The sequence below is a fragment of the Bacillus sp. RC252 genome (assembly GCF_044909215.1).
Classification (GTDB): domain Bacteria; phylum Bacillota; class Bacilli; order Bacillales; family Bacillaceae_G; genus Bacillus_A; species Bacillus_A mycoides.
On the sequence record NZ_JBIYDV010000001.1, the window covers coordinates 1 to 15534 of the forward strand.

The following is a 15534-nucleotide window of genomic DNA, read 5'->3' on the forward strand; positions in this document are numbered from 1 at the left end:
ATGTATTAGGCACGCCGCCAGCGTTCATCCTGAGCCAGGATCAAACTCTCCAATAAAGTTAGTTTGTCTAGCATCTAAAAATAAAAATTGACGTTCACGTTGTTTGTTTCGTTCAGTTTTCAAAGAACTTATCTGCCGCTTCAGAAGCGACTTCATCATATTAACATCTTCATTTTTCGATGTCAACTATGTTTTTCAATTTCTTTTTTGTCGTTTTCTGCGTTTCTGCATCAGCGACGTTTATTAATATATCATGTGAAAAAATGAAATGCAACACCTTTTGAAAACTTTTTTGAAACCAACTACATTTCTTTTTTAATATCATATACTTAAACGAAACATCCCTTTCATTTCTAAGTAATTCCTACATATATTCTATAGAAAGTCCCTCTGTCACAAAACGTTTCTTTCTATATAAAGTGAAACTTTAATCAGTGTGGGGGGTGTTCATCCCCCACTGATTATTAGCCTTCACCAATCGGGCATTTACGGGCAGTTGTCTCCCACCTATCTTTCTCACATTCGGCGAATTTTGAGGCGGGGCTTACTGCCCGCAAATAGTGGGATAAACGTTTTATTCATATACTATATCATACAAGGAGGAATACACATGGACTACACCGACTTATTAATAAAACTAGGTCTCTCGGCTATTTTAGGATTCGCTATCGGTTTAGAGCGCGAATTAAAACGTAAACCACTCGGCTTAAAAACTTGTTTAGTTATTTCTATTATTAGTTGCCTCCTAACCATTGTTTCTATTAAAGCAGCTTACAACTTACCACATACCGATCATATGAATATGGATCCACTTCGACTTGCCGCTCAAATTGTATCAGGAATTGGTTTTTTAGGTGCCGGTGTAATTTTACGCAGAGGAAACGATAGTATTGCGGGATTAACGACCGCCGCTATGATTTGGGGTGCTTCTGGCATCGGCATTGCCGTTGGAGCTGGTTTCTATATCGAGGCTATTTTCGGAATGTGTTTCCTTATGATTAGTGTAGAACTTATACCATTAGCGATGAAATACGTCGGTCCTAGATCATTTCGCCAACGTGATATCGCAGTGAAACTCGTTGTACGAAATATGGACAATATCCCGACCGTAATTGAAGAAATAAAAGAAATGGATATAAAAGTTAAGAACATGAAGCTCAAAACATTGGAAAATGGTTCGCACTATTTACATTTGAAATTGTCTATCGATCAAAAAAGACATACCGCTGATGTTTATTATGCTCTTCAGCATCTTGAAAGTGTTCAACAAACCGAAGTGGAGAGTATGTAACATAAAGAAAAACGTTACTAACCAGCCATACCTTTCATTTAGAAGTTAGATAAGGTGTATTACTCCCGCGAGAATACGTACCTTATTACCTATAGAAAGTTATTTTCATTTTTCAGCATATAGATTACTGCCATGGAGATAAAATGGTCCTCTACCTTTCTTTGTTTTAAAACTTCGCGCATGGCAGGAAAAGACACTGACCGATCCTATACTATACATAACCAGTCCCTCTCGGTCATTTTAAAAAATGCTTTTCTGGCGTTTTTTCATAGAGTGACTGAGTAGTTAAAGAAAAACTCTCTTTTTAATTAGAGAGTTTTTCTTTTTTCTATAATGGTAACAATGAATGTAGTCCTGAAAAGTAAGGAGGAATAGGAACTTGAAATCCCGTCCGAATTTAGTAGATACATTTCGTGATTCCATTATTTTTCGTTTAATTTGTTTTATTATTGTACTTACTGCCTTCTCCGGCTTTCTTATACATATATTAGAGCCATCTCACTTCACCACATGGTTCGACGGGGTTTGGTGGTCAATCGTTACCATTTTCACCGTTGGATACGGCGATTTCGCCCCCCATACAACGATAGGAAAACTTATTGGTATATGTATTATTTTATTAGGGACGGGATTTTGTTCTTATTATATGGTTCTATTCGCTACCGACATGATTAATAAACAATATATGAGAATTAAAGGTGAAGCAGCTGCTACCTCTAATGGTCATATGATTATCGTTGGCTGGAATGAGCGTGCAAAACATGTTGTAAAACAAATGCACATATTACAACCGAACCTTGATATCGTTTTAATTGATGAAACACTTTCTTTACTTCCAAAGCCATTTCATCATTTAGAATTTATAAAAGGTTGTCCGCATCACGATCAAACTTTATTAAAAGCTAACATTACAACAGCTCACACTATATTAATAACAGCGGATAAAGAGAAGAACGAAAGCTTAGCAGATACACAGTCCATTTTAAATATTTTAACTGCAAAAGGACTTAATCCAAACATTCACTGCATCGCTGAACTTCTTACTTCTGAACAAATCCAAAATGCAACGAGAGCTGGCGTATCAGAAATTATAGAAGGAAATAAATTAACGAGCTATGTATTTACCGCTTCTCTTTTATTCCCTTCCATTTCAGGTGTACTATTCTCACTTTACGATGAAATCTCTGATAACAAATTACAACTGATGGAGATTCCCCCGTCCTGCACCGGACAATCCTTTGCAAATTGTAGCTATACTCTTTTAAAGCAAAACATTCTCTTACTAGGTGTAAAGCGCGACGAACAATATATGATCAATCCAGTTCATTCTTTCATTCTCATCGAAAGCGACATACTCATCGTTATTCACCATTAAAAAAATGTTTTTCTAGTTCTTGTACCAATACTTTACCAATATTGACATACTTTCTTTTCACATCTCCATCTGGATCTTGCGGCTCCGCAAATTGATCCAATCCACTCGTTCCAGCTGTTAAAGCATTAACATTATCATCTAGTTCGTCTTGATATACGTGCGAAAGAATATACGGTGTTTCAAGACGGACTATTACACCAGGCACATCTAGTTCCCCATCCACCGCTGTAAATGGTACGCGTAAAAATTGATACCCTTCTTCTTCGTCGATTTTATAATCAAAGCATCCTTTATCATAATCCCAATTGCCGCCAATACTATATCCAAGTGGTTTCATAACCTCTTCTAACTTATATAACGCATATGTACATCCTTCTAATTTTGATTGAATCGGAATCAAGCCCATCCCTCCTAGACTTTTCCTTTAGCATACCCATTCTAGTTTGAATATACCGATGTACCTTTCAACAAAATAATAAAAAGCGACCGGAGACCCGATCGCTTTTCATTATTTTAAACGCTCTTCTAATTCTGCTTTTAATTCTTCAAATCCTGGTTTACCAAGTAAAGCAAACATGTTTTTCTTGTATGCTTCTACTCCTGGTTGGTCAAATGGATTTACGCCTAATAGGTAGCCGCTCATCGCACATGCTTTTTCGAAGAAGTATACAAGGTAACCGAATGTGTACTCATTTAATTCAGGGATGTTTACGATTAAGTTTGGTACTCCGCCATCGCTATGTGCAAGTAATGTACCTTCGTATGCTTTTGTGTTTACGAAGTCTATCGTTTCACCAGCAAGGTAGTTTAATCCATCTAAATCGTTGTCGTCTAATTCGATTTTTAGTTCGTGTGTAGATTTACCTACTTTAAGAACTGTTTCGAATAGGTCACGACGACCTTCTTGAATGTATTGACCTAATGAGTGTAAGTCAGTTGAGAAGTTTGCTGAAGATGGGAAAATACCTTTTTGATCTTTTCCTTCACTTTCACCAAATAACTGTTTCCACCACTCAGAGAAGTAGTGAAGTGCTGGCTCATAGTTAACAAGCATTTCAATTGTTTTCCCTTTATTATATAGAGCATTACGAACTACTGCGTATTGGTAAGCCGGGTTTTCTTCAAGTTCTGATTTCGCGAAATCATTATGACCAGCAGCTGCACCTTTCATCATCTCTTCAATGTTTAGGCCACTTACAGCGATTGGCAATAAACCTACTGGTGTTAATACAGAGAAACGACCGCCAACATCATCTGGAATAACGAACGTTTCGTAGCCTTCATTATCAGATAATGTTTTTAAAGCACCGCGCGCTTTATCTGTAGTCGCATAAATACGTTTGCGTGCTTCTTCTTTTCCATACTTTTCTTCTAATAATTTACGGAAAATACGGAATGCGATTGCAGGCTCTGTTGTTGTACCTGATTTGGAAATAACGTTAATAGAAAAGTCTTTACCTTCTAGTACGTCCATTAAATCTTTCATGTAAGTGGAGCTAATGTTTTGTCCAACAAATAGCACTTGTGGAGTTTTACGTTGTTCTTTAGAAAGCGTGTTATAGAAAGAATGGTTTAACATTTCAATTGCTGCGCGTGCTCCTAGGTAAGAACCACCAATACCTACAACAAGTAAAATATCAGAGTCATTTTTAATTTTTTCTGCGCATTTTTGAATGCGAGCGAATTCTTCTTTATCATATTGAAGCGGAAGCTCTACCCACCCAAGGAAATCGTTCCCAGCTCCAGTTTTTTCGTGGATTGCATGATGTGTTACTTTTACTGCATCACGTAAATAAGTTAGTTCATTTTCACCGATGAAGGATAACGCTTTAGAATAGTCGAACGTTACATGTGTACTCATCTTTTTCCCTCCAATTATGTATATGTATTTCTGTATTCACTTTAGCGAAACTAAAGTTGTAAATCAAGCGATTCAGCAATTGTAAACGTAACCATTATTTATTTTTTAGAAAAAGTTCATTTTTTGCATAAAAATTCGAATTTTTCGGTATAGATGTATATACATCGTTTTTCGTACATTTTTCATGTATAAAAACAACAAAACTATACCATTCTATAAAGGAGTTAAATTTTCTTATTAACTCCTTGCTTGCTCACGCTTCACATTAAGGGGGGGACTTTTCATGAGTACCTTGCAACGTATCGCATTAGTCTTCACTGTAATCGGCGCTGTTAACTGGGGACTGATCGGGTTCTTCCAGTTTGACTTAGTAGCGGCTATTTTCGGGGGACAGAAATCAGCTCTTGCACGTATTATTTACGGCATCGTTGGTATTTCTGGGCTTATCAATCTCGGCTTACTATTTAAACCATCCGAGAATCTTGGTACTCACCCAGAAACACATGAAATTCAATAGTCAGTATGTCTTTTTCGCCTCCGACATACGAATATGATTGCATGCAATCATATTTGCAAATATATATATCATAAGTCACAGTAAAAGAGGAACGCTCATATGCGTTCCTCTTTTACTTTATTACCTCCGACTCTTCAATCCATTCCGCTAGCTTTTCTCGCAGTGTATTAAATCCGTTCTCTGATGGATTCGGTATAAGAATTCGTCCTTGCTTTCTTTTCGCCGCTTTTAACGATAAACTCATTTTTCTGTGTTCTTCATCAATTGAAAGTACTTTTACTTCTACTGTATCTCCGACCTTTAAAAAGTCATGAATGTCTTTTACATACCCATTTGTGATTTCAGATATATGCACAAGTCCTTGTGTTTCTGCATCCAAAGCTACAAATGCACCGTAATCTTGAATTCCAGTTACTTTCCCTGTTACAACCACTCCCGTTGTATATTGTTCTGACATGTGAAACACTCCCATACGTTTACCATTTTCTCTACAATTGTAAATAGCAAAGCAGATGTATTTATTGTTAAATATCCGATTAGTGGTAAGTATCCTAAGTAAAACACCGAGGATACTCCCACCTTATATTAGTAAATTATACCACTTTGATAGAACTCATTCAAAATTCACGAAAAAATTTCCTGTAATACGTATAATTCTCCAATATTAGGATAGAATACTAACACATGGCTTTCTAGTATTCCCCCCCTTTTATGGACAAAACGTATTGTGTTTTGTCCTTTTTTTATTCTCTATGAACCGTTCCATTCTCTTCATTGCTTCCATAAGTTGCTCAAGCGATGTTGCATATGAACAACGAATAAATCCTTCACCACTCCCGCCAAACACATTTCCAGGAACAACAGCCACTTTTTCTTCTAATAATAATTGTTCTGCAAATTCTGCTGAAGATAGTCCGGTTGAAGCTATAGAAGGGAAGACATAAAATGCCCCGCCTGGTACATGACATGTTAAGCCCATTTCATTGAAAGATGTCGTCATAAAGTTACGACGCTTTTTATAGCTATCTCTCATTCGAATTACTTCATCATTTCCTCCGCGTAATGCTTCAAGCGCTGCAAATTGAGACATCGTTGGTGCACACATCATTGAATACTGGTGGATTTTGAGCATTAATTCTGAAAATTGAACAGGGGCTGCAATCATCCCAAGACGCCATCCCGTCATGGCAAACCCTTTTGAAAACCCTGAAATTAAAATCGTATGGTCACGCATATTTTTAATACTCGCGAAACTCGTATATGCTTCGTCGTATACGAGCTCTGCATAAATTTCATCCGATAACACGATTAAATTATACTTCTCAACAATAACAGCTAGCTTTTCTAATTCGGATTTATTTAACATTGCGCCTGTTGGGTTATTGGGAGAACAAAGTAATATTGCCTTTGTTTTCGTTGTAATAGCTGCTTCAATTTGATCTGGCTGTACTTTAAATTCAGCTTCTAATGAAGTCGCCACTGGAACTGGGACCCCGCCCGCTAACGTAACAAGCGGTGCATACGAAACGAAACTTGGTTCAATAATAAGTATTTCATCATCAGGGTTTACAATAGCACGCATCGCTACATCTAGCGCTTGACTCGCTCCAACTGTAACAATGATTTCATCATTCGGATCATAAGATACTGCAAATTGTTTTTTTAGATACTTTGCTATTTCTTGACGGAGCTCCAATAATCCTGCATTTGCTGTATATGACGTATATCCTTGTTCTAAAGAACGAATACATGCTTGCCTTACATTCCAAGGTGTAACAAAGTCAGGCTCTCCTACTCCAAGAGAAATAACACCTTTCATATTTGCTGCTAAATCGAAAAACTTTCGAATACCAGATGGTTGTAAAGATTCTGCCGTTCTAGATAGTTCAAATTGCTTCATGGTGTCACCACAATGCGCTTATCATCATCGTTTTTTTCGTAAATAATTCCCTCATGTTTATACTTCTTCAAAATGAAATGCGTTGTTGTAGAAACGACAGATTCAATTGTTGCTAATTTCTCAGAAACAAACATCGCTACTTCTCCCATCGTCTTTCCTTCTAATGTAATAGAAAGATCGTATGTCCCTGACATTAAATACGCAGATTTTACTTCTGAATAACGATAAATTTGTTCAGCTACTGCATCAAAACCGACACCACGCTTCGGTGTAACTTTCACATCAATCATCGCCGTTAAACCAGTATGTTCTTTCACTTTTGTCCAATCGATATGTGTTACATAGTCCACGATAATCTTTTCACTTTCTAATTTCATAACCATTTTTTTCGCTTCTTCTACTTCTATATTTAACAACTTCGCTAATGTATCTACAGATAAACGACTATTCTTTTCAAGACAAGCTAATAATTCCAATTCTTTCTCTGTCACCATATAAATCATCCTTCCTTTTCTGTTGTGTCTAAATTATACAAATACCCTTTCCAGTTTGAAAAGAAGATTTTTTTAGTGAATTATGTCAAAATAAAGTGAAACTTTAATCAGCGGAAAAATGCGTGATAAAGCGAAAGGGGATGGAACCGTGAAACCAAAAGTATATATTGCCGAACCAGTTCCAACATTTGTAGAAAACTATTTATCAGAACACTGTGATTTCGAAAAATGGGATCAAGATGAGAAGGTACCTCGTGATGTTCTATTAGAGAAAATACAAGATAAAGATGGTTTATTAAATTTTGGATCTGCTATTAATGAAGAATTATTAGAAGCGGCTCCTAACTTAAAAGTAGTAAGCAACATTTCTGTCGGTTACGATAATTTTGATTTACAAGCGATGGAAAAGCGAAATGTCATCGGAACGAATACACCATACGTACTAGATGATACAGTAGCCGACCTTGTTTTCGCTCTTATGTTATCTGCCGGTCGCCGTGTTTGTGAACTCGACTCCTACGTGAAAAATGGTGAATGGAACGCTGAAATTGGAAAAGAACACTTCGGACTAGATGTACACCATAGTACAATCGGTATTATCGGAATGGGACGCATTGGTGAAGCTGTCGCAAAACGAGCGAAATTCGGATTTGATATGAATGTTCTTTATTATAACCGTCGCCGTAAAGAAGAAGCAGAGCAAAAATTCGATGCTACATATTGTGATTTACAGACGCTACTAAAACAATCTGACTTTATTGTCCTTCTTACTCCACTAACAGATGAAACATATCATCTTATTGGAGAAAAGGAATTTTCATTAATGAAAGAAACTGCAATCTTCATTAATGCTTCTCGCGGAAAAACAGTAGATGAAGAAGCGTTAATCCATGCATTAACAGAAAAGAAAATCTTTGCAGCGGGCATCGATACTTTTACACAAGAGCCGATTCAAAAAGATAATCCGCTCTTATCATTACAAAATGTTGTAACTTTACCGCACATCGGATCTGCAACATTAAAAACTCGGCAGCAAATGGCAATGACAGCTGCTGAAAATTTAGTAGCAGGATTACAAGGAAAAACACCACCTAATATTGTGCGTGGGTAATTATAAATACGCGAAAGGCAAGATGACATCGTCATCTTGCCTTTTTTTGTTAACATATTTTGTTTCTTGCCGGGAGATGATATGAACAAAAATCAATGGAGTGACAAAAAATGAACCATGAATGCAAATGCCCTTACTTCACTTTTTCCACTCGCGGGACTACTATTCATTACGAATTGTATGAACATAATACTAAAAAAGAACGACCTACTTTCGTACTCGTTCACGGCTTCCTCTCTTCCTCATTTAGCTATCGACGACTCATTCCTTTACTAACAAAGGAAGGTACAGTAATTGCCCTTGATTTACCACCATTCGGAAAAAGTGATAAATCTCATCTCTTTAAATATTCTTATCACAATTTAGCAGCTATTATTATCGATTTAATCGAACATTTATCTCTCTCGAATATTGTACTAGTTGGCCATTCTATGGGCGGACAAATTTCACTCTTTGTAAACCGACTACGCCCTGAATTAATTTCAAAGACGATTTTACTATGTAGCTCTAGTTATTTAGCACGCGCAAACTTACCTTTACTGTACTCCTCTTATTTACCGTTCTTCCACTTATACGTGAAGAACTGGATTATTCGAAGGGGCATCGTCCATAACTTAATGAATGTCGTTCATGACCATTCATTAATTGACAATGAAATGATGGAAGGCTACGCTGCTCCTTTTTATGATGATCGTATATTCCCTGCTTTAACTCGAATGATAAGAGACCGTGAAGGTGACTTATCTTCAACTGAATTACAAAAAATCGAAACCCCAGTATTACTCATTTGGGGTGAAAAAGATCGCGTCGTCCCTGTACATGTAGGACACCGTCTCCATAAGGACCTACCTAATTCAACTTTCATTTCTTACGAAAATACAGGGCACTTACTACCTGAAGAAAAGCCCGATCATGTTTATGAAGAAATTATTACGTTTGCGGCGCAATAAAGTGAGGCTTTAATCCGTGGGGGTTTTTACGGGCAGTTTGATTTCTCGCCTAACCTCTTTGCTTCAACCGAATTTTGAGGCGGGAGTCTTACTGCCCGCAAATAGCGGGATAAAATGAAGCTTTAATCCATCCTCACAAATGAAAATAAACAAAAAGGCTGTCGTAAATTCCGACAGCCTATAATGAACAACTTCCGCCTTCTTTTAGTACGAGTAACTCTACTGCTAATTTTTCGCATTTTTCAAGTGCAGGTACTTCTTCAAAAGACATAAAGTATATATGTTGAATCTTCTTTGCGATGTATTTCGGATCATCAAACACACTTACGACGTTTACAACATCGCTCGCTTCTGTTTCATAAAACTCCGGCCCCATTTGAAACGGATCCCAATTTTTCACAACCTCAATCATTTTGTCATATGCACCCATCTGCTTCCCGCCTTTTCACTTTTTAATGCTTTTCTTTATCGTATCACATCAGCTATTCTATAAGAAGAGTGAGAATTTTCATAACTTAACAGTTTGACAGAAGAAAGGAGCAAACATATGCAACTATTTCATAAAACGGTAAATCGTCGCGGAACGCATAGTACAAAATGGGATACATATAAAAATGAAGAGCTCATCCACGCTTGGATTGCCGATATGGATTTTGAAGTACCAAAACCAATTCAAACTGCATTACAAAAACGCACAGAACATCCTATTTTCGGCTATACACTTCCTCCTGAAAATATTGGGAATATCATTTGTAATTGGACGAAAAGCCAATACAATTGGGAAATACAAAAAGAATGGATTGTATTTAGCGCAGGTATCGTCCCAGCTCTTAGTACGAGCATACAAGCTATAACGAAAGAAGGAGAAGCCGTACTCGTACAACCTCCTATTTATCCACCATTTTTTGAAATGGTCAAAACAAATAATAGACAATTATGTGAGAGTCCCTTGTTTAAACAAAATGGCATATATAAGATAGACTTCGAGCATCTAGAAACTCAATTTAAACAAGGTGTAAAACTAATGCTTCTTTGCAGCCCTCACAATCCTATCGGGCGCGTTTGGACGAAAGAGGAGCTAACAAAACTCGGTACGTTATGTACGCAATATAATGTAACCGTTGTCGCGGATGAAATTCATGCCGATATTATTTATAGAGGCCATACTCATACACCGTTTGCTTCTTTATCTGAAGAATTAGCAGCACGCACTATTACTTGTATGGCTCCGAGCAAAACATTTAATATCGCTGGATTACAAGCATCAACCATTATTATTCCGAATGAAAATCTCCGTAATGCCTTTATGTCTATCCAACATAGACAAGGATTCCACGGATTAAATACATTTGCTTATACAGCAATGCAAAGTGCCTATACAGAATGTAATGATTGGCTAAATGAAATTCGATTGTACGTTGAAGATAACGCTCAATTTGCTTGTGAGTATATTCAAAATCACATACCATCTCTTTCTATAATTAAACCAGAAGGCAGTTTTTTACTGTGGATTGATTGTTCCCACTTGGACCTTTCTCAAAATAAACGAACAGCCTTGCTTGAAGAGAAAGGTAAAATCATCGTTGATCCTGGTGAGAAATACGGAACAGGTGGAGAAGCCCATATAAGAATTAACATTGGCTGTCCTAGATCTGTTTTAGAAGAAATTTTAAACAGACTGCGTCATACATTCTCATAACAAAAAAGGGGGCTATCCCAAAATGATTTTGGGATAGCCTCCTTTTTTTCGATAAATCGATATAATTCCACTTACTATCATGCGGTTTTACAACAAAATCTACCATTCAAGGTAGCTTCTATTTTTTCTTCATATCCGACACTTTTTTTACGATAACACCGCAAGCAATTCGGCCACCAGATTTACCCGTTGGTTGCGTCATACCATCATCAGCGTTTTCTGTAATAATAATAGACGCTCCATCTTTTCTATGAATCGTCGTTTTTCCTTCTTCAAGCGTTATATGCGGAGCATCGATTTCTGCTTTAATCTTTCCCGAACCGTCTGCAACTACGTTCGGTAAATCACCATTTTCTGCACCTTTCGGATTCAAGAGCCCATGTTTTTTATTATCCGGATTAAAATGATTCCCAGATGATTCGAAACGTGGCGCTTTACATTCTCCGATTTCATGCACATGTATCCCGTGTGGTCCTGGTGTAAAGCCTTCCGCTTTAATCGTAATTTTCACTCCACTTGTTTGCTGAACTACTTTTGCAGTCCCAACTTCATCACCTGAAGCATTATGTAATTTCACATCAATTTCTTTCGGCTTCCCTTGGTCACAACCCGCCATTAGAAATAATAAACAACAACTGAAAAAAAGCCGTCTTTTCATTCAATTCCCTCCAAAATGCTTTCTGCCCTTAGATTGTCCGAGCATAGAGGGAAACATACAAAAATGAACTACCGTTTCTTTTCAGCTAAAAGCTTTTCTTCTACTTTCTGTAATCGCTCTGCTTCTCGTTTTGATACACGAATAAACATACGCCACGTAGCAACCGCACCGATGATAAATAGAACGCAAACAATACCTGGAATAATATACTCCGTTTTATCTTCAGGAAAATATAAAGGCATCATATAGAACACTCCTTATCGGGGAATTTATGACAAGAATAAACATCAGAATTTTCTGTTTTATCATCTTAAATTATAATTGAAGCCTGTCATATTCTCAAGGACATTCAAAAATCAACTAATTTCTTTGACTCCTTCTTATACTTTCCTTACTATAAACTTGAGGTGAAAAATATGAGAGAAACATTTGAAATTGGTGAAATCGTTACTGGTATTTATAAAACTGGAAAATACATCGGCGAAATTACAAATAGCCGTCCTGGCAGTTACGTCGTAAAAGTACTAGCTGTTTTAAAACATCCAGTGCAAGGTGATTTACATAATGTAAAACAAGCTGACGTACCATTCTTCCATGAAAGACGTGCTTTAGCTTTTCGTGAACAGACGAACATTCCAGAGCAAATGGTGAAGAAATATGAAGGAGAAATTCCGGATTATACAGAGTCACTAAAATTAGCATTAGAAACTCAAATGAATTCATTTTCTGAAGATGATTCACCTTTTGCGGGGCGTAGTCTAGAAACACTTCAGCAATTGAAGCAAGATTACAAACTTTAAAAAACAAAACGACCAAATTACATATTTTGCAATTTGGTCGTTACTGTGTACTCACTTTCTTTAACACTTTCGAAAAATCAACAAGTTCCCCTAATGTCGGAGGTGCTGGTTTGACTAAATACTCTTTATCTTTTTCTACTAACTTAAAAATATTATATGTCGTCATCGCATCATCAAGCGCACAATGATGCTTTCCTGTTCCTGCTTTTCCATACGCCTCAATTGCCTTCCACAGCCCTGTTTGATTTCTCTCTCCAAAAAACTTCTTATACTCAAGCGATAAATCACGACACTGTCCAAAGAATGGAAATTCTACTCCCGCCATTTCACAGTTATGCTTTAAGACTTTCATATCCATATTTCCCCACGTTACAATTGTCGGTCTACCACTCTTTTCATATTCTGCAAGTTTCTCAACAAGTTCATGAAAAGAAATTCCTTTGTCCACTACTTCCTGTTTAATTCCTAAAAATTTTTTACATCGATCCGTTAAAGACGGAAATGTTTTCGGTCTAATATGCGATGAATACGTATCTTCCACCTTACAACCAACAACTGAAACGAGTCCGACCTCAATAATTTCTGGGAAAAAACCTTTTGGCTTTTTTCTATGCTGGGGCATCGTAAACTCAAAGTCTAAAAACAAAAATCGTTGTTCATCCATACGATCCCTTCCTTATCATATTTGTCATTCCTTTCTATTTGACACTCCTACACGAACAAGCTCGAATGCTGATTCGATTTTAAATATTCAGATTGGATGTATCTTATATATATGTCAGATGCCCACAAATATTTTTAAAAATAAGAAAAAATGACCTATGCAGAAAATATGACAAAATAAACCCTTTCATTTACATCCGCCATTTTTCTACTTTATAATGACGTTATGTGTGTTTCATCTAGTTAATTTTTTGACACACTAAGAAAAGTGAATGAAAGGAGATGAGAGTTTTGCACGAAACAACGCAAGAACTCGCAAACTGGCAGTATTATTTCGCTATCGCAGTCTTTTTAATTACATATGCCATTATTATTTCTGAAAAAATTAACCGTGCTGTCATCGCACTTCTTGGTGCAGCATTCATGGTAATTGCAGGGGTCGTTGACTTACACAATGCCTTTACGAAGCATATTGAATGGGGAACAATTACATTACTCATCGGCATGATGATACTGGTAAATATTACAAGTAAGTCAGGTGTCTTCCAATACGTTGCCATTAAAGCCGCAAAAGGAGCACAAGGAAATCCAATTAAAATTTTAATTTCACTTTCCTTACTTACCGCGCTTGGCTCCGCATTTTTAGATAACGTTACAACAGTACTTCTTGTTGTTCCAGTTACTTTATCTATTACGCGCATCTTGCAAGTAAATCCTGTCCCATATTTACTTTCTGAAATTATTTTTTCAAATATCGGAGGAACAGCAACATTAATTGGTGATCCACCAAATATTATGATTGGTTCTGCAAATAAGCATTTAGATTTCAATGCTTTCTTATTCAACTTAGCACCTATCGTAATCATCATTATTGCTGTTATAGCAACAATTCTTTACTTCATGTACCGTAAGCAATTAATTGCTGATCCTGTACAAATTAAAAAGTTAATGAGCTTAGATGAAAAACAATACATTAAAGACCCAGTATTAATGAAGAAATCTTTAACAGTACTTGGCCTTACTATTGTAGGCTTCATGACTCATTCCATTTTCCATATTGATGCAGCTATCATCGCCTTAACTGGCGCTACTGTACTTATGCTAATCGGTGTGAAAGAACATGAAATTGAAGAGGTATTCGCAAGTGTAGAGTGGGTAACAATCTTCTTCTTCGCGGGACTATTCGTACTCGTTGGAGGACTTATCGATATCGGGCTTATCAAAATGTTAGCTCAAAAAGTAATTGGAATAACAGGCGGAGATATCTCTCAGGCATCTATCCTTATTCTATGGGTATCTGGTATCGCCTCTGCAACAATCGATAACATTCCATTCGTTGCAACAATGATTCCACTTATTAACGATATGGCAGTTGGGCTAGGTTTATCACCTTCTGACGCACAAATCGACGTACTATGGTGGGCATTAGCATTAGGTGCTTGCTTAGGTGGAAACGGAACATTAATCGGAGCTTCTGCTAACGTAATCGTAGCCGGAATCGCAAGTCGTGAAGGACATAAATTCAGCTACATGGAATTCCTTAAAGTCGGCTTCCCAATTATGATCGTTTCATTAATCATTTCTCACATTTACATTTACTTACGCTATCTTATGTAGTAGAAAAAAGCGCCCTGCTCAGCAGGGCGCTTTCGTTCTTTTTTCAGCATATCCGAATTATTATAGAATCAAATATATCGACCGTAGGGCAACTTTGATACGCCTACTCGTTATACCTCACCGGTTCATTCCGAATAATGAACAAATGAATCGGCAAGAAAACCGAAAACGTGATTGTATGAATGATCGTAAATAGTATGGAATTCGTTCCGTATCTATCCAAAATAGCATATATAAGATAAATAGACAGTACAAGTGATACAGCTGTTGCTAATATATATAGAATTGGTACGAAATTAAAGATGAAGCATCCAACATATATGCCAAATACTTTCCACCCTGCTTCTTCTTTCAAGAAATCTGGTAATTTATCTTTCGCTAAATCACCCCATATCTTACTATTTATAAACGGAATAAAAGCAAGAACACCATCAGTTGCACCATCATTTTTCGCCATCGTATAAAGTGCAAAAGCCGTTAACAAATACGAAATAATTGCCCAAATTATTATAACAAGCATAAACGCAAAACTAAGAGCAAAGAAACCTGCTAGTACGCCTTGATCTTCCATCTTATCCTCTCCTCTCTCTTCTCAACA

The 15534-nt window shown here is 36.9% G+C and carries 18 protein-coding genes; 8 read left to right on the top strand and 10 right to left on the bottom strand.

Annotated elements, in window-relative coordinates; all coding sequences use genetic code 11:
* The first annotated feature begins 610 nt into the window (after nt 1-610).
* Together ABH960_RS00005 and ABH960_RS00010 are read left to right on the top strand one after the other, a co-directional pair.
* Nucleotides 611-1291 carry an MgtC/SapB family protein gene (locus ABH960_RS00005; RefSeq protein ID WP_002067957.1) on the top strand — a complete coding sequence of 227 codons (681 nt, stop codon included), beginning with the start codon at nt 611-613 and terminating at the stop codon, nt 1289-1291.
* Between the two features lie 379 nt (nt 1292-1670).
* The gene (locus ABH960_RS00010) at nt 1671-2666 is read left to right on the top strand and encodes a potassium channel family protein (RefSeq protein WP_002191049.1); all 996 of its coding nucleotides are present in this window, start codon (nt 1671-1673) and stop codon (nt 2664-2666) included.
* Here the strand turns inward: ABH960_RS00010 and ABH960_RS00015 are convergent.
* Both ABH960_RS00015 and ABH960_RS00020 read right to left on the bottom strand, forming a co-directional pair.
* On the bottom strand, nt 2653-3066 hold the full coding sequence (locus tag ABH960_RS00015) for a YugN-like family protein (RefSeq protein ID WP_404441839.1): 414 nt from the start codon (nt 3064-3066) through the stop codon (nt 2653-2655). The genes ABH960_RS00010 and ABH960_RS00015 overlap by 14 nt on opposite strands.
* 108 nt (nt 3067-3174) lie before the next feature.
* Nucleotides 3175-4527, bottom strand: a complete 1353-nt coding sequence (locus ABH960_RS00020; RefSeq protein WP_002015845.1) for a glucose-6-phosphate isomerase — start codon at nt 4525-4527, stop codon at nt 3175-3177.
* 283 nt (nt 4528-4810) lie between these two features.
* Here ABH960_RS00020 and ABH960_RS00025 point away from each other — a divergent pair, with 283 nt between their 5' ends.
* On the top strand, nt 4811-5044 hold the full coding sequence (locus ABH960_RS00025; protein ID WP_002089278.1) for a DUF378 domain-containing protein: 234 nt from the start codon (nt 4811-4813) through the stop codon (nt 5042-5044).
* 112 nt (nt 5045-5156) lie between these two features.
* Here ABH960_RS00025 and yugI read toward each other — a convergent pair whose 3' ends face one another.
* From yugI to ABH960_RS00040, 3 genes are all read right to left on the bottom strand, one after another.
* Nucleotides 5157-5501 carry a S1 domain-containing post-transcriptional regulator GSP13 gene (yugI, locus tag ABH960_RS00030; protein WP_002015848.1) on the bottom strand — a complete coding sequence of 115 codons (345 nt, stop codon included), beginning with the start codon at nt 5499-5501 and terminating at the stop codon, nt 5157-5159.
* 252 nt (nt 5502-5753) lie between these two features.
* Nucleotides 5754-6944: an aminotransferase gene (locus ABH960_RS00035; protein ID WP_404441841.1), complete on the bottom strand. Its 1191-nt coding sequence runs from the start codon at nt 6942-6944 to the stop codon at nt 5754-5756.
* Nucleotides 6941-7438: an Lrp/AsnC family transcriptional regulator gene (locus tag ABH960_RS00040; protein ID WP_404441843.1), complete on the bottom strand. Its 498-nt coding sequence runs from the start codon at nt 7436-7438 to the stop codon at nt 6941-6943. The genes ABH960_RS00035 and ABH960_RS00040 overlap by 4 nt, the downstream gene beginning before the upstream one ends.
* Nucleotides 7439-7556: 118 nt before the next feature.
* On the opposite strand from ABH960_RS00040, the gene ABH960_RS00045 reads away from it, so the two are divergent.
* Nucleotides 7557-8549, top strand: a complete 993-nt coding sequence (locus ABH960_RS00045) for a 2-hydroxyacid dehydrogenase (protein WP_404441845.1) — start codon at nt 7557-7559, stop codon at nt 8547-8549.
* Nucleotides 8550-8659: 110 nt separating this feature from the next.
* Nucleotides 8660-9499 (top strand): alpha/beta fold hydrolase, encoded by an 840-nt coding sequence (locus ABH960_RS00050; RefSeq protein ID WP_404441847.1) that lies wholly within the window; start codon nt 8660-8662, stop codon nt 9497-9499.
* 178 nt (nt 9500-9677) lie between these two features.
* Here ABH960_RS00050 and ABH960_RS00055 read toward each other — a convergent pair whose 3' ends face one another.
* Nucleotides 9678-9929 (bottom strand): YugE family protein, encoded by a 252-nt coding sequence (locus ABH960_RS00055; protein ID WP_002015854.1) that lies wholly within the window; start codon nt 9927-9929, stop codon nt 9678-9680.
* A gap of 117 nt (nt 9930-10046) precedes the next feature.
* Here ABH960_RS00055 and ABH960_RS00060 point away from each other — a divergent pair, with 117 nt between their 5' ends.
* Nucleotides 10047-11198 (top strand): MalY/PatB family protein, encoded by a 1152-nt coding sequence (locus tag ABH960_RS00060; protein ID WP_404441850.1) that lies wholly within the window; start codon nt 10047-10049, stop codon nt 11196-11198.
* Between the two features lie 118 nt (nt 11199-11316).
* On the opposite strand, the gene sodC is transcribed toward ABH960_RS00060, so the two are convergent.
* Both sodC and ABH960_RS00070 read right to left on the bottom strand, forming a co-directional pair.
* Nucleotides 11317-11856, bottom strand: coding sequence for a superoxide dismutase [Cu-Zn] (sodC, locus tag ABH960_RS00065; RefSeq protein WP_002143588.1), 540 nt, complete (start codon nt 11854-11856; stop codon nt 11317-11319).
* A gap of 68 nt (nt 11857-11924) precedes the next feature.
* The gene (locus tag ABH960_RS00070; RefSeq protein ID WP_000982764.1) at nt 11925-12101 is read right to left on the bottom strand and encodes a hypothetical protein; all 177 of its coding nucleotides are present in this window, start codon (nt 12099-12101) and stop codon (nt 11925-11927) included.
* A gap of 171 nt (nt 12102-12272) precedes the next feature.
* Between ABH960_RS00070 and kapB the strand changes: the two genes are divergently transcribed.
* Entirely contained in the window at nt 12273-12656 is a 384-nt protein-coding gene (gene kapB, locus ABH960_RS00075; RefSeq protein ID WP_001209324.1) for a kinase-associated lipoprotein KapB, read from the top strand.
* A gap of 40 nt (nt 12657-12696) precedes the next feature.
* On the opposite strand, the gene kapD is transcribed toward kapB, so the two are convergent.
* The gene (gene kapD, locus ABH960_RS00080) at nt 12697-13320 is read right to left on the bottom strand and encodes a 3'-5' exonuclease KapD (protein ID WP_219301097.1); all 624 of its coding nucleotides are present in this window, start codon (nt 13318-13320) and stop codon (nt 12697-12699) included.
* A 290-nt stretch (nt 13321-13610) separates the two neighbouring features.
* On the opposite strand from kapD, the gene ABH960_RS00085 reads away from it, so the two are divergent.
* Nucleotides 13611-14936 carry an ArsB/NhaD family transporter gene (locus ABH960_RS00085; RefSeq protein ID WP_404441854.1) on the top strand — a complete coding sequence of 442 codons (1326 nt, stop codon included), beginning with the start codon at nt 13611-13613 and terminating at the stop codon, nt 14934-14936.
* A 103-nt stretch (nt 14937-15039) separates the two neighbouring features.
* Here ABH960_RS00085 and ABH960_RS00090 read toward each other — a convergent pair whose 3' ends face one another.
* Nucleotides 15040-15507 (bottom strand): hypothetical protein, encoded by a 468-nt coding sequence (locus ABH960_RS00090; RefSeq protein ID WP_002034556.1) that lies wholly within the window; start codon nt 15505-15507, stop codon nt 15040-15042.
* Nucleotides 15508-15534: the final 27 nt, after the last annotated feature.

Coding starts and splice junctions, on each gene's coding strand:
- ABH960_RS00005 (WP_002067957.1), top strand. CDS start 611: ATGGACTACACCGACTTATTAATAAAACTAGGTCTCTCGGCTATTTTA.
- ABH960_RS00020 (WP_002015845.1), bottom strand. CDS start 4,527: ATGAGTACACATGTAACGTTCGACTATTCTAAAGCGTTATCCTTCATC.
- ABH960_RS00025 (WP_002089278.1), top strand. CDS start 4,811: ATGAGTACCTTGCAACGTATCGCATTAGTCTTCACTGTAATCGGCGCT.
- yugI (WP_002015848.1), bottom strand. CDS start 5,501: ATGTCAGAACAATATACAACGGGAGTGGTTGTAACAGGGAAAGTAACT.
- ABH960_RS00035 (WP_404441841.1), bottom strand. CDS start 6,944: ATGAAGCAATTTGAACTATCTAGAACGGCAGAATCTTTACAACCATCT.
- ABH960_RS00040 (WP_404441843.1), bottom strand. CDS start 7,438: ATGGTGACAGAGAAAGAATTGGAATTATTAGCTTGTCTTGAAAAGAAT.
- ABH960_RS00045 (WP_404441845.1), top strand. CDS start 7,557: ATGCGTGATAAAGCGAAAGGGGATGGAACCGTGAAACCAAAAGTATAT.
- ABH960_RS00050 (WP_404441847.1), top strand. CDS start 8,660: ATGAACCATGAATGCAAATGCCCTTACTTCACTTTTTCCACTCGCGGG.
- ABH960_RS00055 (WP_002015854.1), bottom strand. CDS start 9,929: ATGGGTGCATATGACAAAATGATTGAGGTTGTGAAAAATTGGGATCCG.
- ABH960_RS00060 (WP_404441850.1), top strand. CDS start 10,047: ATGCAACTATTTCATAAAACGGTAAATCGTCGCGGAACGCATAGTACA.
- sodC (WP_002143588.1), bottom strand. CDS start 11,856: ATGAAAAGACGGCTTTTTTTCAGTTGTTGTTTATTATTTCTAATGGCG.
- ABH960_RS00070 (WP_000982764.1), bottom strand. CDS start 12,101: ATGATGCCTTTATATTTTCCTGAAGATAAAACGGAGTATATTATTCCA.
- kapB (WP_001209324.1), top strand. CDS start 12,273: ATGAGAGAAACATTTGAAATTGGTGAAATCGTTACTGGTATTTATAAA.
- kapD (WP_219301097.1), bottom strand. CDS start 13,320: ATGGATGAACAACGATTTTTGTTTTTAGACTTTGAGTTTACGATGCCC.
- ABH960_RS00090 (WP_002034556.1), bottom strand. CDS start 15,507: ATGGAAGATCAAGGCGTACTAGCAGGTTTCTTTGCTCTTAGTTTTGCG.